Raw genomic sequence first — 18057 nt, 5'->3', positions numbered from 1 at the left:
TTGCCGGCCGGGTGCGCTCAGCCGATCTCGAGGACAGCCACCCGCCAGACTCCCCGCCGTGCCTCCAGCCGCACGGCGGCCGCCCGCACGCGGCCCTCGTCGTGGAGGATCACCGTCGCCTCGGCGGACGAGGTGCCCAGGCGGACCATCCGCACACGGCGGATCGTCGCGGCGTGTGCTTTGGGGCGCGGCGTCCGGCTCTGTCGCGCTTCTCGCATGAGCCGGCCCCGCTCCAGGAGCTGGTCGTAGACCTGCGGGGTGACCCAGCGGGCGAGCTGGGCAGCGGGCCGCTCGCCACGGAGCACCTCCACCGCGGCCCGGACGACCCGGCACACCTGCGCCGTGGGGTCGGGCAGGGCGGGATCCGGCTCGGGCGACGGGCGCCCGCCGACGGCCTCGAGGGCTGCAGCCGCGTTCTGCAGCTCGACGTACGGCGTGCCACCGATGCGCATGCGGCGCAGCCGCCGGCCGATCCCCGGCCCGGTGACCGGCCCGATCCGCGGTGTGGCAGGCCGCCGGGCCGGAGGGGCCAGGGCGGTTGCTCGCACCGGTGGGGTAGCTGCCGCCCGGGCTGCTGGTGCCGGGGCCGCTGGTGTCGGGCTCACCGTCGCGGGGCTGGGATCTGCGGGGCCCGTCGTCGTCAGGCTGGGCGTTGCCAGTCTGGATGCTGCCGGGCTCGCCGTGTCCCGGACCGGTGTGGTCGTGCCGAGAGGCGCGCCGTCGGGTGGAGCGTCGGGCGGGACGTCAAGTGTGGTCATGCGGGATCTCCTGGTGCGGTGCGGTGCAGTGCGGTGCAGTGCGAGGGCTGGCTGGGCAGTGGGACGTCGAGGTCGGGCAGGGGCGGATCCGTCACGGCTCGTGCAGCACCGTGCCGGGGAGGATCAGGTCGGGGTCGGCGCCCAGCACCTGACGGTTGGCGTCGTGCCACCGCGTGACGGCCGCTGCGATCTCGGCGTCGGACGACTCGGTACCGGTCCGCTCGTCGGCGAGGTGGTCGGCGGCGATCGCCCAGAGCGTGTCACCCGGCTCGACCACGACCAGCGGCTCACGCGTGGTCCCGGTACGCAGGCCGCGGTTAACCAGTGCCGACCGCTCGGGTGCCGGGCCGGGCCTGGAGGAGGCAGACCGGTCGGGCGCTCTGTCGGCAGGGTCCTGGTCTGCCGTCACGTGCGTGGGCTGCCAGCCCAGGTCCAGCACGACGACCGGACCGTCTCCCGCCGAGGTGATGGCGCCGGGGCCACGGTCTGGCAAGGCCATGGCGGTCGGCGTCGCGAGGGCGAGCCCCAGCCCCGCACCCGCCGCCGCGCGGGCGAGTCGGCGCACCACCGCCGGTGCGTGCCGCGCGACGGCCCGTTCGCCCGCCGCCCAGCGCACGCCGCGCCGGTCCGCGATCACGCAGGCCAGCGCTACGAGGGCATGCAGCCCGGACCAGCCGGCAAGCACCGTGCCGCCGGCCACCGCCGCGAGCTCGACGATGTCCTCGATCGGAAAGAGCGCTGAGCCAAGGGCCGAGCCGAGGTGCCAGGTGCGCACCCCGAGCACGCCGGACGCAGCGACGAGCGCGCTGGTGAGGGCCAGCAGGCCGGCCAGAGCACGCACGGTGCTCCCAGCACCCTCGGCTCGCTCGGGGGCCGCTCGATACCGCGCCGACCCGGCCGGCGGCGGGGCCTCGCCGCGGTCCGGCTGGCAGTTCTTGACGCGGTACGCCTCTGATGCACGAGTGAGGGCGTGGTTGGACATGTTTCCCCCTGCGATCGTTATTTCGGGCCAGACGAGCTGATCCACTCGTTTTGATAACTGTTGATGCTGTCCGGTGCTCGATATTCAACCTCTGTGCCATCGGGGTGTCCACCGGAGGGCGAGATGGCTGTGGATAACGCAGGGTGTCTCCATGGCATCCATGCAACCCGCCGGTCCCACCCGCTGGGAGGCGCTGTTCGGGGATCTCGAGGCGCAGGCCCGCGCACAGTCGGTGGCCGAGGCTGACGCGCTCGTGTCCGAGCTGACGCGCGCCGAGCACGCGACGATGACGCTCGCGGACCGGTTCCGCGCCGTCGTCGGGGCGGTGGTCACGCTGGAGCTGCTGGCCGGCGCCCATCTGCGGGGCACCGTGCGGGAGGTGGCGGACGAGTGGGCGCTGGTCCAGGGGGTCCGGCCCGAGCCGGCGAGCCAGCACCTCGTTCCGCTGGCCGCGATCGCGGGCGTGCACGGGCTGGGCCGTCAGGCGGTGCCTGCGACGTCGCGGTGGGCCGCTCTGGGGCTTGGCCCGGTGCTACGGGCGCTGCAGCGGGACCGTGCGCTGGTCACAGTGCGCACCCTGAGTGGGACCGTAGGTGGCCGAATAGCTCGGGTCGGCAGGGATCATCTGGACATCGATGCGCCCGATGATCGCGGAACACGGCTGGTTCCGTTCTCGGCCTTGCTGGTCGTGAGCGAGGCGCCCTGAACGTGCCGAGAATGTCCTAAATGGAGAGCGGGACCGGTGCCACTCCGCATGGAGTGCGCCGGTCCCGTCGGTGTGTGCTGAGGGCTTTCAGGCGTCCGTGGTTGCCGAGCCCTTGAGCCGCTCACGGCTCTTTGCGTACATGCGCTCGATGTACGACTCGAGCTCCGCGGCTTCGACGCGCCAGACCTTCTTGGGGCCCACCTGGATGGCGGGAAGGTCGCCGGTCCGAACCAGGGCATAGCCCTGAGCCATCGAGATGTTCAGGGTCTCGACCACATCGGCCAGAGAGAGAAAGCGCTTTTCCATGGGAACAGTGTGGCACGAGACACCGACATGAGGGGGTTATCCACAAGAAGTGTTTATCTGATGCCGGATCGGCGACGTTCGATCACTATGGTTCGGGCGCTCTGCCTGGGCTGCGCGCCATTGCGTCCAGATCGACGTTCAACTTGTACGCGAAGGTCCACCCAAAGTCCACGAAAGTACACGGAAGGTCCGACATGACGTATGCCCCGGCCGCGCCGGCGCCCCCAAGCCTTGGCCAGGGCCTTCCCGAGCCCGTGGTCGCCCGGCTGCGCCGCCCGCGCTGGCGCGACCCGCGGCTCCTGACCGGCATCGTCATCGTCGCGCTCTCCGTGGCACTCGGCTCCTGGGTGGTGTCGGCGGCGAGCCGCACCGTCCCGGTGTTCGTAGCGGACGGTGCCCTGACGCCGGGTGCGCACCTCACCGCTGACGCGCTCCGTGCGGTCGACGTGCGGCTCGGTGCGGGCACGGGCAGCTATCTCCCCGCCGACGTGCCGCTGCCGGAGGACCTGGTGGTGCTCCGGGTGGTGGACGACGGCGAGCTGGTCCCGCTCACGGCCCTCGGCGCCGACGCCGATGTCAGGTCCGTCGCGGTTCCGGTCGGGTCGGGCCTCTCGGACCGGATCCGCGCGGGCGCGGTGGTGGACCTGTGGTTCGTGCCGGACGCCCCGGTTGCGCCCGGTGCGTCGGGCAAGCGGGACCAGCCGGAGCCGAGCACGCTCGCGCAGAGCGTGGTGGTCGAGCAGGTCGATGCGGAGGAGGGCGCGATCGTCGTGGACGGCACGGTCACGCTCCACGTGCTCGTGGCGACCGACTCGCTCCCGACAGTGCTGACCGCGCTCTCGGACACGGGCACCGTCGCCGTCGTGCCGGTGGCTGGCAAGGTCCGATGAGCGAGGAGCGGATGGTCACCGTGCTGGTCGCGGTGCGCGCGCCGGAGGAGGAAGCGGCGGCCGTCACCGTGCTCGGCTCGCAGCCGCAGGTGAACGTGGCACGCCGGTGCGCTGAGCTCACCGAGCTGCTGGCGGCGGCCGAGGCCGGAGCCGGGACGGCCGCCGTCGTCTCGGGGGACCTGCCCGGCCTGGACCGGGAGGCCGTGGCGCGGCTGCGTGGCGCGGGCCTGCGGGTGGTCGCGATCGAGGACCCGGCGACCTCCGCCGAGCGGCTCGCCGGCCTGGGGTGTGACGTGGTGGTGGCCGAGGGCGACGCCGAGAACCTCGTCGCCGCCGTGCGGGGTGAGGCACCAGAGGTCGCAGCGCCCGCCGTCCTGGCCCCAGACCTCGGGGGCAGGCCCGGCACCGTCGTCGCGGTGTGGGGTCCCGCAGGATCGCCGGGCCGGACCACCACCGCCATCGAGCTCGCCGCGGCCCTTGCAGGGGTCGGTGCAGCGGCGCCGCGCCGATCGGGCCTGCTGCGTCGGTCCCGGCCCGCTGCACCGCCCCACGGGGCGGGCACCGTCCTGCTGGCCGACGCCGACACGTACGCGTCGTCGGTGGCCTCCCGCCTCGGCCTGCTCGACGACGCACCGGGGCTCGCCGCCGCCGCGCGCGCTGCCGGGCAGGGTGTGCTGGACGTCGTGACGCTCGCCCGGCACAGCCCGGTGGTCCTGCCGGGCGTGCGGGTGCTCACGGGCATCACGCGTGCGTCGCGCTGGCCCGAGCTGCCTGCGACCTCGCTCGACGTGGTGTTCCAGCGGTGCCGCGAGCTCGCGGCGTGGACCGTGGTCGACTGCGGTCCGGTCCTGGAGGCCGACGAGCTCCTCATGTACGACACGCGCGCACCGCAGCGCAACGGGGCGACCCTGAGCGCGCTGCAGGCCGCGGACCTCGTGGTCGTCGTCGGTGGGGCGGATCCGGTGGGCCTGCAGCGTCTGGTGCGTGGCCTGGAGGACCTGCGCGACGCCGCGGTACCCGTGCCGGCGGCGCGCCTGGTGGTGGTCAACCGGGTGCGCGACTCCGCGATCGGGCGGCGGGCCGAGTCCCAGATCCGCGACGCGCTCGCCCGGTACGCGGGGGTCGACGACGTGCATCTCGTGGCCGACGACCCGGCGGGCCTCGACGCGGCGCTGCTGGCGGGCCGCGTCCTCGCGGAGTGCGCGCCCGCCTCCCCGGCCAGGGCGGGGTTCAGCGGGCTCGCGGAGCGGGTGCGGGAGCTCGTGCCCGCCACCGTGTGAGCAGGTCTGTCGAGGACTTTCCTGGGTAACGATCCGCCCGCCCGGCGCGGGTCGGCGACAGAAAAGTGACATCCGACGCTAAGTTGTGCGCGTGGCCGCCATGACGAAGGACAACTACGCCGACGACCTCCGTCTGGCGCACGTGATCGCCGACCAGGTCGACTCCATCACCATGTCGCGCTTCAAGGCGCTGGACCTCAAGGTCGAGACCAAGCCCGACCTGACGCCCGTGACCGACGCCGACCGGGCTGCAGAGGACTTCATCCGCGGGCAGCTCGCACGCGCCCGCACGCGCGACGCGATCGTCGGTGAGGAATACGGCTCCGCCGGCAGCGGCGCACGACGCTGGATCGTCGACCCGATCGACGGCACCAAGAACTTCGTCCGCGGCGTGCCCGTGTGGGCGACGCTGATCGCCCTGGCCGACGGCGACGAGGTGGTGGTCGGGCTGGTCAGCGCGCCCGCGCTGGGCCGGCGCTGGTGGGCGGCGAAGGGCTCGGGCGCGTGGACCGGCAAGTCGCTCGCGGCAGCCACGCGCATGTCCGTGTCCGGGGTGTCCCGGGTCTCGGACGCGTCGTTCAGCTACGCGTCCCTCGGCGGCTGGGAGGAGCGCGGCTCGCTCGACGGCTTCCTCAACCTGACCCGCGCCTGCGCTCGCACCCGTGGGTACGGCGACTTCTGGTCCTACATGCTGGTGGCCGACGGCGCTGTCGACATCGCGGCCGAGCCGGAGCTCGAGGTGTACGACATGGCGGCACTCGTGCCGATCGTCACCGAGGCGGGTGGCACGTTCACCTCGCTCGACGGCGCGCCCGGCCCGTGGGGCGGCAACGCGGTCGCGACGAACGGCAAGCTGCACAAGGAAGCGCTCGACTACCTGGCCTGAGCCTGCCGAGCCCGGTCAGTCCCGCGGGATGTCCTTGATCTCGCTCCAGTCGTACCAGAGCAGGTCCCGGTCGGTGACGCGCTGCAGTGCCGCGTCGAGGGCGGTCTCCGACTCCTCGCCGACCTGCGCCGTCGACTCGGCATCGCTCTCCTCGTCCGCTGCCGCGAGCACGTCCGCGATGTCGGTAGCGGCCTCCGTCTCGTCGACGTGCACGCAGACGATCGCCACCTCCTCGACGGTGCTGGTGACCTCGACCTCCGACTCGACCCTCTCGTCGGCCGCGTCGCCGGCGGCTCCCGCGCCCGCAGGGCCGACCGCGGCGTCGGGCACCTCCACCGTGATGACCACGCGCTGGTGCGGGGCATCGGGGCGACCGGCGATGAGCGCGAGGGAGTCGTCCGCGGCGTTCAGCGCGGCGACGTACTCGAGACCCTCGGCGTCATCATCCGGCAGGGCGGCCTCGAGGTCCTTCGTCACGGCGTGCGCACGGCGCGGCGCGACGGTCCAGCGGGCGGCACCGGAGGCGTGGGAGACGGCGTCGAGCTCGTCGAGCGTGGCGGGCACGTAGATGCGCATGGGGCCAGTCTGCCGTGTGCTGGCACCGTGCGAGCGCCGCAACCCGCGTGCGTGCGCGTCCGGTGGCGGTGTCGGTGGGTGCCCGTACTCTCGTGTCCGGCGTCGGGGCGGGTGCCGAGGGCAGGGGTAGCAGCCGAGGGTAGGAGACAGAGATGGGTGCCAAGACCGCGATGCTGGTGTACGCGGACGGGGACGTGGCGGCAGGGCTGACCGAAGCGGCGGAGTTCGCGGACGAGGCGGGGGCGGCCGAGCTGCTCGGCCTGCTGTGGCCGCCTGCGCGGATCCGCCCGGACGGGGAGGAGCCGTGGGAGCTCGGCGACGCGGTGTTCCCGCCCCAGGGCAGGGCGTGCGCGCTGTCGACGCCGGAGGTGGACGTCCTGTGCGACCAGGCGCTCATGCTCGACCGGCCCTCGCAGCTCCCCGCGCACCTGATCGGCGCGAGCATGGGCCGCACCCTGTACCTGCACGCCATGCACAGCGCGGTGGACTGGTTCGCGTTCGCGGTGTGGCGGGACGGGGTGCTCGTGCGCTCGCTGAGCCTGTCCCCGGACGACGGCGTCCTCGAGGACACCGGGGAGCGGCTCGCGTTCGAGGAGCCGTTCTGGGCGGGCAAGCACCCGTCGCCGGCCGGCGCGGGCTATCCGTTCCCGTTCCACCCGCTGGTCCTGGGGGACCGGGCGCTGCAGGAGTTCTTCGGGTTCAGCGGCGAGGGCGCCGACGACGGGGGGCCGTCCGCCGGCCGGCTGGACCCGTGGGCCGTTGAGCTGTTCGGCTTCCAGATCACCTAGCCGGCGCACTCGACAGATCCTCGAATCACTCGTACATTTGTTCGAGAACGAGGAGGTCTGGTCATGCCTGAACCCACAGCTGCTCCCGAACCCGCAGTGATCCCGATGCTGTCCTATCAGGACGGTGTCACCGCCATGGACTGGCTCATCGAAGCCTTCGGCTTCACGGAGGCGGAACGCTGGCTGGACGACGACGGCCACCTCTCCCACGGCGAGCTCGACGCCGGAGGCGGGCGCCTGATGCTGTCCGAGCTCGCGTCCTACGAGGGCCCCGCGGCGCACCGCAAGCACTGCACCGCGGCGGACGCCTGGTTGTCGACGCCCTGGGTGATCGACGGCGTGCTGGTCCACGTGGCGGACGTCGATGCCCACTTCGCCCGTGCGAAGGCGGCGGGCGCCGGACTGCTCTCCGAGATCGAGGACGCCCCGTACGGCCGGTTGTACCGGGCGGAGGACGTGGAGGGCCACCGCTGGATGTTCCTCCAGTCGTGAGCCGGTGGACCGTCCGGGTTACGTCGCTGCTCAGCCGGGGGAGAGGGCGCCACGCGCCAGCCGGTCCACCCGGCGCAGGGCATCCGGGAACCGCCCGTCGCCGGCCATGTCGCGCACGAGGCTCGCTGCGGCCTCGAGCGTCATGCCCGACGCGGTGACGTACAGCGGCCGGGTGGACTGCCCGCGCAGCACCTCGGCGGCATGCGTCGCGGCCTGGAACCGGGTCTTCGCGACACCGAGGATGATCGGCGCCAACCCGGCGTCCGCGACGTGGGCGCCCAGTCCCGGCCGTCCGGCGGGGTCGAGGTCCACGTAGCCGTCGACGATCAGCAGGTCCAGGGGCGTTGCGCCGGACACGACCCGCTCCAGTGCCGGCAGCTCCCGCTCGTAGAACCTTCCGGGCCGGTACTCGGCCACCTGGTCGACGAGCACGGTGCGTTCCTCGACCAGCGCGCTGAACGCGGCGTCGGCGAAGACGACCAGCTCGGCTCGCGCTCCGCCGTCGTCCAGGTACTGCACGTCCACCGCGCCGAAGCGGCCGCCGCCGGTCGGTGTGGTTCCGGCGTGTTGCATGGTCTGCGCTGCGTCGGGCTCGGCGGTCACCCGCACATTCTGGCGTCGAAAGAGCTCGCCGTGGGGCGTGGACCGTGGACGGCAGTGGGATGGGTGCTCGCGAGCTGGACTCGCGCCGAACCGCAACCTGCTGGTCCGTGGGGCGGCCATCGGCGCCGAACCGCAACTTGCGCGTCGGGTGGAGCGCCGAACCGAGACTTGCACGTCGGGTGGAGCGCCGAACCGAGACTTGCGCGTCGATGCGGGTGCCCACCCGACGTCCAACCGCAACTTGGGCGTCAGGTTGGGCGCCGAATCGCAACCTGCACGTCGATAAGTCGCCTGGTGGGCACGCAGGCTTCGGTTCGGCGCCCGGATGGGCGTGCATGTTGCGGTTGGGCGCCGTGAGTTGCCCGGATGGGCGTGCATGTTGCGGTTGGGCGCCGTGAGCCGCCCAGATCGACGTTCAACTTGCGGCTCGGCACGGGCGGCCAGGGTCGATAGAAGAGCGAGCAACAGGTTGCGGGTCGGTGCAAGATCAGGCGTCCGAGCCGGTCCGCGAGGAGAGCAGGCGGCGGAACGAGCTGAGCCGAGCGGCGCGGGCCGCTCGCTCCTCGTCCGGTGAGGCCTCGATCCAGTCGTCGAGGGCGCAGTCCGGGGCGTCGGCGAGGTGGGTGCAGCCGCGCGGGCATTCCTGTGCGACGTCGTCGAGGTCCTCGAACGCGTTCAGCAGGTGCGCCACCTCGACGTGGGCCAGGCCGAACGAACGGACGCCAGGGGTGTCGATCACCCAGCCGTCGAACGTGTCGTTGGGACCACCCTCCACGACCGCCACGGGCAGCGGGAGTGCCACGGCGGAGGTCGACGTGTGCCGCCCACGGCCCGTGACGTCGTTGACCACCCCGACGGCGCGCCTCGCTTCCGGTGCCAGGGCGTTGATCAGCGTCGACTTGCCCACGCCGGAGTGACCCACCAGCACCGACACGAGACCGCGCAACCGGCCGCGGACCTCCTCGACGGACTCGGGGGCCAGGACCAGGTCGCCAGCAGTCGCGCCGTCCTCACCGCCGGCCCCACCGGAGGGCGCCCGCTGCGTCACCACCACCTCGACCCCGAGCGGCTCGTAGAGGGCGCGCAGCTCGTCGGGAGACGCCAGGTCGGCCTTCGTCAGGCAGAGCAGCACCGACATCCCCGCGTCGTAGGCGGCGACGACGCAACGGTCGATCATGCCGGTCCGCGGTTCGGGCTGGGCCAGCGCCGTGACGATGACCAGCTGGTCCGCGTTGGCGACGACGATCCGCTCGTACGGGTCCGTGTCGTCGGCGGTGCGGCGCAGCGTCGACGTGCGCTCCTGGATCCGCACGATGCGCGCGAGCGAGCCCTCGCCGCCCGAGACGTCGCCGACGACGTCGACCCGGTCACCGACGACCACGCGGGTACGGGTCAGCTCGCGGGCCTTCATGGCGGTCACGATCGTGCCGTCGGAGGAGCCCCCGGAGGCGACGTCGTCGGCGTCCTTGACCAGGAGCGTGTACCGGCCGCGGTCCACGCCGGTGACCAGGCCGGTGACGGCGTCGGAGTGCTCGGGACGCTGCTTGGTCCGGGGGCGCGAGCCGCGCTTGGACGGGCGAGAGTGGAAGTCCGACTCGTCGATGTCACGCCGGCCCATCAGGCACGCCCCATCAGGAGATGCCCATCAGGCGGCCGAGCCGAGCATGGTCAGCCACATGCCGGTGAAGTCGGGCAGCGTCTTGGCCGTGGTGGCGACGTCTTCGACGCGCACGCCCGGCACCCGCAGGCCGAGCAGCGCAGCGGACGTCGCCATCCGGTGGTCGGCATACGTCCGGACGACGTCGCCGCGCAACGGGCGGGGCGTGATGACCAGGCCGTCGCGAGTCTCCTCCGCCTGCCCGCCGAGCCGCGTGATCTCGCGGGCCAGTGCCGCGAGCCGGTCGGTCTCGTGGCCCCGCAGATGAGCGATCCCGCGCAGCCGGGACGGGGAGTCCGCCAGCGCGGCCAGGGCGGCGAACGTCGGTGCGAGCTCGCCGCCGGCGTGCAGGTCGACGTCGATCCCGTGCAGCTCCCCGGTTCCCGTCACCGAGAGGACCCCGTCGGTCAGGGTGTACGAGCCGCCCATGCGCTCCAGCAGCTGGGGCACCATGGCACCGGGCTGCGTGGTCAGCGTCGGCCAGCCCGGCACGCGGACGGTGCCGCCTGCCACCAGGGCGGAGGCGAGGAACGGCGCCGCGTTGGACAGGTCCGGCTCGACGCGGACGTCCCGCGCGGCGATCGGTCCGGGGGAGACGTCCCACATGCCGTCACGGGAGTCGTCGACCACGACGCCGACGTCGCGCAGCGTGGCCACCGTCATCTCGATGTGCGGCAGGCTCGGCAGCGTGGCGCCGATGTGTCGCAGGGTGAGGCCGCGGTCGAAGCGGGCCGCGGCGAGCAGGAGGCCGGAGACGAACTGCGAGGACTCGGAGGCGTCGACGTCGACGGCACCGCCGGGCACGCTGCCTCGACCCTCCACGGTGAACGGGAGGTGGGTCGGCAGGGCTGCCGAGTCCCCGGAGCCGTCCGAGGGGTCGTGCACGGTGATCCCGAGGGTGCGTAGCGCCGCAAGGACGGGAAGCATGGGGCGGACCCGGGCCGCTGGGTCGCCGTCGAACCGGACCGGCCCGTCGGCGAGCGCCGCGAACGGGGGCAGGAACCGCATCACGGTCCCGGCCAGGCCGGTGTCCACGTCGGTGCCGCCGGTGACGGGGCCCGGCGTCACGTGCAGGGTGCTCGGGTGGTCGCCCTCCTCGATGTGGGCGCCAAGGGCGCGGAGCGCGCCGATCATGAGGTCGGCGTCCCGGCTGCGCAGGGCACCGCGCAGGGTGCCTGGGCCCTCGGCGAGGGCAGCGAGCACCAGGAGCCGGTTGGTGAGCGACTTGCTGCCGGGTACCTCGACCGTCGCGTCCAGCGGGGCACCGGCGAGCGGTGCCTCCCATGTCGGTGCGGGCGCGGTGGTGGAGGAAGTCATGTGCCGAGATTATCGCGGACCGCGCCGGAGCAGCGGCCCCGTGTCGGACCAGGTGCCACCCGAGTGACCTGGACGTCTGACAGCGGGTACTACGGGGGGTCAGACCTCGACGGCGGCAGCCTTCGCTTCCGCGCGTGCCGCGCGCGCCTGCTGGACGCGCCAGGACATCCCTGGCCGGCCCTCGAGGTCCGCGCCCGCGATGAGCGCCGCGCCGACGGAAGCGAGGTTGCGCAGGAACCGCTCGGTGCGCGGGCCGCGCTCCTCCTTCGGCGCGGTGAAGGGCTGGTTCACCACGGCAAGGGGCAGCGTGAGCAGCGCCAGCGCGATGGCCGACGCGCGGGGTGCCTTGCCGAGCGCGAGCAGCGTGCCGGCGGTGGCGGTCGCGATGCCGTGCGCGCGCACGAGCGTGGTGACCTGCTTCTCGCTGAGCGGCTCAGCGCCCAGCGCCTGGGTGGCCAGGGCGGACCCGGTCTTGGCCGTGGCCACGTGGTCGCTCGGCTTCCGGGCAGCCTGCACTCCGTCGTAGATGAACGATGAGGCCAGCAGCGGTCGCGCGATGTGTCGAAGCAGCATGCCTCCACCTTGGCAGATGCCGGCCGCGAATGCAGCAGGATGGCGATACCGGACTGCGTACGACGGGCGGCATCGGCGGGGGAAGTGGATGGTCCCCAGCCACCCCGGGAATTCGGCGCCGGGGGCACAGGTTGAACCCGAGGTGGAGCGATGCCACGAGAAGGACCCGGTGAAGAACAGGATGATCGACACGGTGACGAATACGGCGACCAGCACGGTGACCAGCGAGGCCGCGGCTGCGATGGCAGGCGCGGCGACGGGTGCGACCAGCGGTCCGGCGTCGGGCGTGCAGGGCGCGCCCCTGATGTTCGGAGCGGTCCCGGCGCACCTGCTCGACCCCGGCGTGGACGGGGCGCTGGCCAGTGCGAAGTCCAAGGCCGACGCTCTGGCGGCGGCCCTGTCGGACACGGGTTGGCCGACGCGGCTAGGCTCAAGTGCGATGACTGACAATTCCCGCGAGCAGAACCAGGGCGCCGACGCGGTCGGCGCCGATGCCGGGGCGCGCCCCGACACGAACGCGAGCGAGGGTGTTGTCGGGACCACGGGAGCCACCGCGGCCGAGAGCACCACCGAGACCAGCGCCGAGACCCCCGGTCAGGACAGCGAGGACGAGAGCACCGAGCGTTCCCCGCAGGAGGAGAGCGCAGCGGCCCGCGCCGCGCGGTTCGAACGCGACGCGCTCCAGTACCTCGACCAGCTGTACTCCGCTGCGCTGCGCATGACGCGCAACCCGGCGGACGCAGAGGACCTGGTGCAGGAGACGTTCGCCAAGGCGTTCGCGGCGTTCCACCAGTACCGGCCGGGTACGAACCTGAAGGCCTGGCTGTACCGCATCCTCACGAACACGTTCATCAACAGCTACCGCAAGAAGCAGCGCGAGCCGCAGCAGTCCCAGACGGAGGACGTCGAGGACTGGCAGATCGCGCGTGCGGCGTCGCACACGTCGCGCGGCCTGCGCTCGGCGGAGGTCGAGGCGCTGGACCGGCTTCCGGACAGCGATGTGAAGCGGGCGCTCGCCGAGCTCCCGGAGGACCGTCGGATGGTCGTGTACTACGCCGACGTCGAGGGCTTCCCCTACAAGGAGATCGCAGAGATCATGGGAACTCCGATCGGGACCGTGATGTCCCGGCTTCACCGCGGACGCCGGCAGCTGCGTGAGCTCCTCGCCGACTATGCCGCTCAGCGAGGACTCGTCAGCCAGGCGCCCGGAGGTGCGCAGTGAACAACATCAAACCCATCCCGCACGACATGGCGGGTGAGTCCGAGTGCGAGCACGCACTGAAGCACCTGTACGAGTACCTGGACTCCGAGATGACGCCGGAGGACGAGCAGCGTATGCGGGCGCACGTCGCCCACTGCTCGCCGTGCCTGGCCGAGCTGAGCGTCGAGGACCTCGTGAAGCAGCTGGTGCGCCGGTCGTGCAGCGAGCGCGCGCCGGACACGCTGCGGGTGCGCATCCACGAGCAGCTGACGGTCATGACCGTCGCCGACTGACGGTGCCCGGCTGACCGCCGGTGGACATGACGAAGGGCCGGGACCCAGGCATTGGGTTCCGGCCCTTTCGTGTGCCCAGCTGGGCGGCTCATCGTCCTGACGGACGCTCGAGCCGGCTCAGGTGTTGGGACGCTTGCCGTGGTTCGCTGCCTTGCCGGCACGGCTACGGCGCTTGCAACCGCGCTTGCTCATCTGTGTCTCCTACCAGGTGACGGACTGAATGGCTCCAATGATCCCACAGATCACCGGGCCGTCCGGCCGAAAAGGGGTTGCCGGACCCGGGAACGCGATATATCGTGACTCTCGTCAACGCGATATATCGTGTTCGCCCGACCGTCCGAGCCAGCCCCGAGCACCGGAGGAACCATGAGCGCAGACAGCTGGACCGTCACCGGTCCGCAGACCATCGAGCTCGACGGTGTGACCACCGTCGACGCGCACGTCGTCGACGGCCGGCTCGACATCGTCGCCCATGACGAGCCCGTGGCCCGGGTGGAGGTGCACTCGGTCGAGGGCCGGTCCCTCGAGGTGCGCCTCGAGGGCGGGCACCTGGTGATCGGGCACGAGAGCGGCCTGTCGGGCTGGGGTACGTTCATGAAGCGGTTCGCGGACTTCGGCGGCAAGGCCCGCGCCGACATCCACGTCGCGGTGCCGGCCGGGACCACCGTGCGGCTCGGCACCGTCCGCGGCGAGGGGCTCCTCGCCGGCACGACGGCGGGTGCGTCGGCGTCCACCGTCTCCGGTTCTCTCCTGGTCTCCCGCACGGCCGGGGACCTCAGGCTGAACACCGTCTCCGGCGAGGTGACGGTCCGCGACCACGTGGGTGACGTCACGAGCAACACGGTGTCCGCCGACGTCGTGGTGAGCGCATCGGCTGACGCCGTGACGTCGTCGTCCGTCTCGGGCGACGTGACCTTCGACCTGGTGAACCAGCCCCGGACCGTCCGGGTCAACACGGTGTCCGGGAACATGCTGCTGCGGGTGCCGGACGAGCGGGCCGTCGAGGTGTCGTTGCAGAGCGTCAGCGGGCGGGTGACGCTGGGCGGTCTGCAGTTCACCGGTGGCGGTGGCTCGAAGGTCTCCGGCGGCGAGCGGTCGACGGGGCCCGGCGTCATGCGGTTGCGGGTGACCGGCGTCTCCGGCGACGTCACCGTGATCGGCGGGCCGCAGGACGCCCCTGCCGACGCCGCGCCCGCGGACACGGCGCCCGTGGAGCTGTAATGCCACCGGTGTTCGCCCACGGGGAGCTGCGCCTGTACCTGCTGGTGCTGCTCCTGGACGGCCCCCGACACGGGTACGAGCTCATCACGGAGCTCACCCGGCGCTTCGGCGGCACCTACCGCCCCAGCGCAGGAACCATCTACCCGCGCCTGGCCCGGCTCGAGGAGGAAGGCCTGGTGCGCCGCTCGGTTCCCGGTGCGCAGGCTTCGCCGGAGCACGCCGGCTCGTCGGGCGCCGGCCGCAAGGCCACGTACGAGCTGACCCCGGCAGGCCGGGCCGAGCTGGACTCCCGCCTCGACGACGTCCGGCGGCTGGAACGCAGCGTCGCCGAGACGGTGCGCAGCCTCGCGGACGAGGTGCGGGCGGACGTCCGCGACACGATGCGCGGCCTGCGGGCCGAGCTCGCCGCCGCGGCGCAGGAGGCCCGCTCCCGGCCGAGGCCGGGGCCCGACACCGCACCGGACCCGCGCCGCACGCAGTCCAACTCGCTGCGGCACGACGCCGAGGCGATGCTCCAGCGGTTCCGCAACGACGTGCTGGCCGACCTGCGCGAGGCGGACGTCGCGGGTACCGTGTCGGCGCTGACCGTGGAGACGCTGCGTACCGTCCTCGACTCGGCACGTTCCGCGATCCGTGGGACGCTGCCGCACAGCACGAGTTCTCCGCCGAGCCGTGCAGAACGCACGAACCCGAGTGGTGCGCACTCCCCATGAGCGCACCCATGCACCCATCCACGAACGACCCCGCAACGTCCCCAATGAACGGAGCACAGCGATGACCACCGAGTCCTGGAGCGTGGCCGCCCCCCAGACCATCGAGGTAGGCGGCGCCTCGACCCTGATCGTCCGACTGACGAACGGCCGCGCGGAGATCGTGGCCGACCCGAACCGCACCTCCGGAGCCCTCGTCGAGGTGCTCGAGGTGTCGGCGCGGCCGCTGCAGATCCTCGCAGAGCACGGGAACCTCCGGATCGCCTACGACTTCCCGGGCCTCGAGGGCTTCGTGGACCGTTTCCGCGGCCTCAAGGACCACGACAGCGCCGTGGTCCGGGTCACCGTCCCGGCAGCGTCGGTGGTCGACGTCGCAACGGTCGGTGCCGAGGTCGTGGTGACCGGGTCGCAGTCGGGGGTCAACGTCAAGACCGCCGGCGGCGCCATCACCGTCACCGGCACCACCGGGTCCGTGACCACCAAGTCGGGCACGGGAGCGGTCACGGTCGCCGAGCACGCGGGAGACGTGGCGGTCTCGACCGTGTCCGGCGCGGTGTCGGTGGTGGGTGCCCTTGGCCGGGTGTCGATCCAGACCGTGTCCGGTGCGGTGGACGTCACCGCGATCGGCACCACGCCGCTCGTCAACGCCAAGACGGTGTCTGGCCCTGCGGCAGTGCAGCTCGACGCGGGCTCCCCGGTCAACCTCCGTGCGCGCAGCGTGACGGGCAAGGTGATGATCGACGGCGCGCAGGCGACGTCCAGCGCGCAGCGCACCGTCGTCGTCGACCACGCGGAGCCGGGGGCGGCCGCGTACATCTCGACCAACACCGTCTCGGGAACGGCGACGATCACCCGCGGCTGACGATGCCGCGTTAGAACCGTGGCGAGACAGGACTGTGGCGGGAGTGCAGATCAGCACTCCCGCCACAGTTTTCTACGGCCGCAGGTTCCGCTCAGGGCGTGTGCCTCGTTCCTCGGCCCGCACCCTGCGCTGCACCTCCGGCTCAGGCTCTATCTGTTTCGCCTGAGCCTGCGGTTCCGCTCCGGGCGTGTGCCTCGTCCCTCGGCCCGCACCCTGCGCTGCACCTCCGGCTCAGGCGACCTCGTCCTGGGGGAGGCCCAACCAGGCGTGCCAGCCCGTGTGCAGCACGAGCCAGGCCATGAGCCCGTACCCGGCCTGGCCGGGGTAGGTGCCCCCGCCCTGCGCGAGGTCGGCCAGCCACTGCTCGTGCTGGGCCAGCGGCGTGTAGGTGTCGACGTACGGCACCCGCCGCCGACTGGCGACGTCGGCGAACGCGTCGGACAGCTCAGCGATCCGGTCGCCCTCCGCCGGCGAACCGGGCGGCGGCCCGACCACGAAGGCCGCGGTCCGGTTGGCGTCCGCGACGTCGAGGATGTTCGCCAGGTTCAGGCGCGAACGGGCGACCGTGAGCCCCGAGGCGACGTCGTGCCGCCCCAGAGCCACGACCAGGCGGTTCTCGATCTCCGAGTCCGGACCGAAGCGCGCTGCCGTCTCCGCCTCCCAGCGCGCGCCGAGCTGCGTGCTCGTCTCGCCGGGCACGGCAAGGGTGAAGAGCATGGCGGGCCGGGAGAAATGGGTGCGCGCGACGACGCGACCGGTCCAGCCGAGTGCACGAGCGTCTCCGACACCCGTGGCCAGCTCGTCACCGACGACGCAGATGCGCACCTCGCGATCCTGCAACGGACTCTCCTTGCCTGTTCCCGGCAGCCTGGCGGACGGCCGGTTCCCCATTGTGGTGCACGGACCGTGACCGATCGGTGACAACGCGCCGACGCTGACCCGTCGACGTCAGAACCAGAGACATCAGAGCAGGCTCGTCAGAGCAGCGTCAGCCCCCAGCGGACACCGTGCCGCTCGCCTGGCGCGAGGTGCACGAGCCGCTCGCGCGTGCGGAACGCGTCGGCGGCGCAGGTCATCGGTTCGGCGGCGAGGCCGTGCCTGCGTCGGTCCGGGGCGATGTGGTCGCCCGTGCAGATCTGCCAGACGTCCTGCGACTCGTCCATCCAGACCGCGGACGTGCGGCCGTCGGGGGCGGCCAGGTGCGCCCAGGACAGGCCGTCGGCGTCGCGGACGACGTCCACGTACGCGTCGTCGAGGTCGAGGCCTGCCGCGCTGCGCGGCTGCCGCAGGTCATAGGTGCCCGACGCCGGCTCGGTGCCGGTCGGCAGGAGCCGCTCGTCGGTCGTGACGCGGGTACCTGCGTCGAGCCGCACGGTGCACTCGTCCAGGTTCGCGCCGCCTGTGGACAGCCAGGGGTGGAACCCGCACCCGTAGGGGGCGGTGCTCGCTCCCACGTTGGTGACGTCGAGCGTGACCTCGAGGCCTGCGTCGGACAGGGCGTAGCGGATCTGCGCCACCAGCTGGAACGGGTAGCCGGGCCGGGGGACCAGCTCGAGCTTGAGCGCCACGGCCGAGGGGGAGTGCTCGACGACCGACCAGCGCTCCCACGCCGCCAGCCCGTGCAGAGCGGTGTTGCGCGCCGGCTCGGTCACGGGCAGCTGATGGGTCTCGCCGCCGTACTCGTACGAGCCGTCGCGGAGCCGGTTCGGCCAGGGGATCAGCACCGCGGAGTTGAACACGGGGCTGATCTCGTCGGCCCTGAACGGGACCACGACGTCGCGCCCGTCCACCGAGTACTCTCTCAGCGCCGCGCCCACCTGGGTGACCGTCGCGCGGTGGCCTTCATGGCTGATCCGGAACTGGTCCCCGGAAGGATGGGGCCTGGCCTCGGCAACGGGAGGAATTTCTGTCGTCACACTCACACCGTAACCGTAGGGCAATATTCGCCTGCGGCAC

General features: G+C 72.4%; 22 protein-coding genes. 11 read left to right on the top strand and 11 right to left on the bottom strand.

Translation table 11 applies throughout. The features are described 5' to 3' along the window. Window positions 1-17: 17 nt before the first annotated feature. Complete coding sequence (locus tag ACFS27_RS25605; protein WP_377189435.1) at window positions 18-758, bottom strand: Rv3235 family protein; 741 nt, start codon at window positions 756-758, stop codon at window positions 18-20. A 91-nt stretch (window positions 759-849) separates the two neighbouring features. Beyond that, on the bottom strand, window positions 850-1740 hold the full coding sequence (locus ACFS27_RS25600) for a LysM peptidoglycan-binding domain-containing protein (protein ID WP_377189432.1): 891 nt from the start codon (window positions 1738-1740) through the stop codon (window positions 850-852). Window positions 1741-1891: 151 nt separating this feature from the next. On the opposite strand from ACFS27_RS25600, the gene ACFS27_RS25595 reads away from it, so the two are divergent. Further along, complete coding sequence (locus ACFS27_RS25595; RefSeq protein ID WP_377189429.1) at window positions 1892-2446, top strand: hypothetical protein; 555 nt, start codon at window positions 1892-1894, stop codon at window positions 2444-2446. A gap of 87 nt (window positions 2447-2533) precedes the next feature. Here the strand turns inward: ACFS27_RS25595 and ACFS27_RS25590 are convergent, their stop codons facing one another. Beyond that, complete coding sequence (locus tag ACFS27_RS25590) at window positions 2534-2752, bottom strand: helix-turn-helix transcriptional regulator (RefSeq protein WP_253868520.1); 219 nt, start codon at window positions 2750-2752, stop codon at window positions 2534-2536. Between the two features lie 194 nt (window positions 2753-2946). On the opposite strand from ACFS27_RS25590, the gene ACFS27_RS25585 reads away from it, so the two are divergent. The 3 genes from ACFS27_RS25585 to hisN all read left to right on the top strand — a co-directional run bounded on the left by ACFS27_RS25585 (window position 2947) and on the right by hisN (window position 5808). Beyond that, on the top strand, window positions 2947-3642 hold the full coding sequence (locus ACFS27_RS25585; protein WP_377189426.1) for a hypothetical protein: 696 nt from the start codon (window positions 2947-2949) through the stop codon (window positions 3640-3642). After that, window positions 3639-4922, top strand: a complete 1284-nt coding sequence (locus ACFS27_RS25580) for an AAA family ATPase (RefSeq protein ID WP_377189423.1) — start codon at window positions 3639-3641, stop codon at window positions 4920-4922. The genes ACFS27_RS25585 and ACFS27_RS25580 overlap by 4 nt, the downstream gene beginning before the upstream one ends. A gap of 100 nt (window positions 4923-5022) precedes the next feature. Further along, complete coding sequence (gene hisN, locus ACFS27_RS25575) at window positions 5023-5808, top strand: histidinol-phosphatase (protein WP_377191188.1); 786 nt, start codon at window positions 5023-5025, stop codon at window positions 5806-5808. A gap of 15 nt (window positions 5809-5823) precedes the next feature. Here hisN and ACFS27_RS25570 read toward each other — a convergent pair whose 3' ends face one another. Beyond that, window positions 5824-6384: a DUF6912 family protein gene (locus ACFS27_RS25570; RefSeq protein WP_377189421.1), complete on the bottom strand. Its 561-nt coding sequence runs from the start codon at window positions 6382-6384 to the stop codon at window positions 5824-5826. Window positions 6385-6536: 152 nt separating this feature from the next. Here ACFS27_RS25570 and ACFS27_RS25565 point away from each other — a divergent pair, with 152 nt between their 5' ends. After that, complete coding sequence (locus tag ACFS27_RS25565) at window positions 6537-7172, top strand: DUF6928 family protein (RefSeq protein WP_377189418.1); 636 nt, start codon at window positions 6537-6539, stop codon at window positions 7170-7172. A 63-nt stretch (window positions 7173-7235) separates the two neighbouring features. Next, on the top strand, window positions 7236-7664 hold the full coding sequence (locus tag ACFS27_RS25560) for a VOC family protein (RefSeq protein ID WP_377189416.1): 429 nt from the start codon (window positions 7236-7238) through the stop codon (window positions 7662-7664). Between the two features lie 30 nt (window positions 7665-7694). Here the strand turns inward: ACFS27_RS25560 and ACFS27_RS25555 are convergent, their stop codons facing one another. From ACFS27_RS25555 to ACFS27_RS25540, 4 genes are all read right to left on the bottom strand, one after another. Further along, complete coding sequence (locus ACFS27_RS25555) at window positions 7695-8267, bottom strand: endonuclease V (protein WP_377189413.1); 573 nt, start codon at window positions 8265-8267, stop codon at window positions 7695-7697. 487 nt (window positions 8268-8754) lie between these two features. Then, window positions 8755-9885 (bottom strand): ribosome small subunit-dependent GTPase A, encoded by a 1131-nt coding sequence (gene rsgA / locus ACFS27_RS25550; RefSeq protein ID WP_377189410.1) that lies wholly within the window; start codon window positions 9883-9885, stop codon window positions 8755-8757. A gap of 27 nt (window positions 9886-9912) precedes the next feature. Continuing rightward, window positions 9913-11241 carry a 3-phosphoshikimate 1-carboxyvinyltransferase gene (gene aroA / locus ACFS27_RS25545; RefSeq protein ID WP_377189407.1) on the bottom strand — a complete coding sequence of 443 codons (1329 nt, stop codon included), beginning with the start codon at window positions 11239-11241 and terminating at the stop codon, window positions 9913-9915. 99 nt (window positions 11242-11340) lie between these two features. Next, window positions 11341-11814: a DoxX family membrane protein gene (locus ACFS27_RS25540; RefSeq protein ID WP_377189404.1), complete on the bottom strand. Its 474-nt coding sequence runs from the start codon at window positions 11812-11814 to the stop codon at window positions 11341-11343. Window positions 11815-12253: 439 nt separating this feature from the next. Here ACFS27_RS25540 and ACFS27_RS25535 point away from each other — a divergent pair, with 439 nt between their 5' ends. Next, window positions 12254-13036 (top strand): sigma-70 family RNA polymerase sigma factor, encoded by a 783-nt coding sequence (locus ACFS27_RS25535; RefSeq protein WP_377191186.1) that lies wholly within the window; start codon window positions 12254-12256, stop codon window positions 13034-13036. After that, complete coding sequence (gene rsrA, locus ACFS27_RS25530; RefSeq protein WP_377189401.1) at window positions 13033-13308, top strand: mycothiol system anti-sigma-R factor; 276 nt, start codon at window positions 13033-13035, stop codon at window positions 13306-13308. Before ACFS27_RS25535 ends, rsrA begins: the two co-directional genes overlap by 4 nt. Window positions 13309-13425: 117 nt before the next feature. On the opposite strand, the gene ACFS27_RS25525 is transcribed toward rsrA, so the two are convergent. Continuing rightward, entirely contained in the window at window positions 13426-13500 is a 75-nt protein-coding gene (locus ACFS27_RS25525) for a 50S ribosomal protein bL37 (RefSeq protein ID WP_377191184.1), read from the bottom strand. 174 nt (window positions 13501-13674) lie between these two features. Here ACFS27_RS25525 and ACFS27_RS25520 point away from each other — a divergent pair, with 174 nt between their 5' ends. The 3 genes from ACFS27_RS25520 to ACFS27_RS25510 all read left to right on the top strand — a co-directional run bounded on the left by ACFS27_RS25520 (window position 13675) and on the right by ACFS27_RS25510 (window position 16101). Continuing rightward, window positions 13675-14529: a DUF4097 family beta strand repeat-containing protein gene (locus ACFS27_RS25520; protein ID WP_377189398.1), complete on the top strand. Its 855-nt coding sequence runs from the start codon at window positions 13675-13677 to the stop codon at window positions 14527-14529. After that, the gene (locus ACFS27_RS25515) at window positions 14529-15242 is read left to right on the top strand and encodes a PadR family transcriptional regulator (RefSeq protein ID WP_377189395.1); all 714 of its coding nucleotides are present in this window, start codon (window positions 14529-14531) and stop codon (window positions 15240-15242) included. Before ACFS27_RS25520 ends, ACFS27_RS25515 begins: the two co-directional genes overlap by 1 nt. 61 nt (window positions 15243-15303) lie before the next feature. Then, entirely contained in the window at window positions 15304-16101 is a 798-nt protein-coding gene (locus ACFS27_RS25510; RefSeq protein ID WP_377189392.1) for a hypothetical protein, read from the top strand. Window positions 16102-16332: 231 nt separating this feature from the next. On the opposite strand, the gene ACFS27_RS25505 is transcribed toward ACFS27_RS25510, so the two are convergent. Then, entirely contained in the window at window positions 16333-16926 is a 594-nt protein-coding gene (locus ACFS27_RS25505; protein ID WP_377191182.1) for a GDSL-type esterase/lipase family protein, read from the bottom strand. Between the two features lie 152 nt (window positions 16927-17078). After that, window positions 17079-18017 (bottom strand): aldose 1-epimerase family protein, encoded by a 939-nt coding sequence (locus tag ACFS27_RS25500; RefSeq protein WP_377189390.1) that lies wholly within the window; start codon window positions 18015-18017, stop codon window positions 17079-17081. Window positions 18018-18057 lie beyond the last annotated feature (40 nt).

Source organism: Promicromonospora vindobonensis (assembly GCF_042685865.1).
Taxonomy (GTDB): Bacteria; Actinomycetota; Actinomycetes; order Actinomycetales; family Cellulomonadaceae; genus Promicromonospora; species Promicromonospora vindobonensis.
This window is presented reverse-complemented; position numbering and strand designations above follow the sequence as displayed.

Coding starts and splice junctions, on each gene's coding strand:
- ACFS27_RS25585 (WP_377189426.1), top strand. CDS start 2,947: ATGACGTATGCCCCGGCCGCGCCGGCGCCCCCAAGCCTTGGCCAGGGC.
- ACFS27_RS25590 (WP_253868520.1), bottom strand. CDS start 2,752: ATGGAAAAGCGCTTTCTCTCTCTGGCCGATGTGGTCGAGACCCTGAAC.
- ACFS27_RS25580 (WP_377189423.1), top strand. CDS start 3,639: ATGAGCGAGGAGCGGATGGTCACCGTGCTGGTCGCGGTGCGCGCGCCG.
- ACFS27_RS25520 (WP_377189398.1), top strand. CDS start 13,675: ATGAGCGCAGACAGCTGGACCGTCACCGGTCCGCAGACCATCGAGCTC.
- ACFS27_RS25605 (WP_377189435.1), bottom strand. CDS start 758: ATGACCACACTTGACGTCCCGCCCGACGCTCCACCCGACGGCGCGCCT.
- ACFS27_RS25540 (WP_377189404.1), bottom strand. CDS start 11,814: ATGCTGCTTCGACACATCGCGCGACCGCTGCTGGCCTCATCGTTCATC.
- ACFS27_RS25510 (WP_377189392.1), top strand. CDS start 15,304: ATGACCACCGAGTCCTGGAGCGTGGCCGCCCCCCAGACCATCGAGGTA.
- ACFS27_RS25570 (WP_377189421.1), bottom strand. CDS start 6,384: ATGCGCATCTACGTGCCCGCCACGCTCGACGAGCTCGACGCCGTCTCC.
- ACFS27_RS25560 (WP_377189416.1), top strand. CDS start 7,236: ATGCCTGAACCCACAGCTGCTCCCGAACCCGCAGTGATCCCGATGCTG.
- ACFS27_RS25515 (WP_377189395.1), top strand. CDS start 14,529: ATGCCACCGGTGTTCGCCCACGGGGAGCTGCGCCTGTACCTGCTGGTG.
- hisN (WP_377191188.1), top strand. CDS start 5,023: ATGACGAAGGACAACTACGCCGACGACCTCCGTCTGGCGCACGTGATC.
- ACFS27_RS25595 (WP_377189429.1), top strand. CDS start 1,892: ATGGCATCCATGCAACCCGCCGGTCCCACCCGCTGGGAGGCGCTGTTC.
- ACFS27_RS25600 (WP_377189432.1), bottom strand. CDS start 1,740: ATGTCCAACCACGCCCTCACTCGTGCATCAGAGGCGTACCGCGTCAAG.
- aroA (WP_377189407.1), bottom strand. CDS start 11,241: ATGACTTCCTCCACCACCGCGCCCGCACCGACATGGGAGGCACCGCTC.
- ACFS27_RS25535 (WP_377191186.1), top strand. CDS start 12,254: ATGACTGACAATTCCCGCGAGCAGAACCAGGGCGCCGACGCGGTCGGC.
- rsgA (WP_377189410.1), bottom strand. CDS start 9,885: ATGGGCCGGCGTGACATCGACGAGTCGGACTTCCACTCTCGCCCGTCC.
- ACFS27_RS25565 (WP_377189418.1), top strand. CDS start 6,537: ATGGGTGCCAAGACCGCGATGCTGGTGTACGCGGACGGGGACGTGGCG.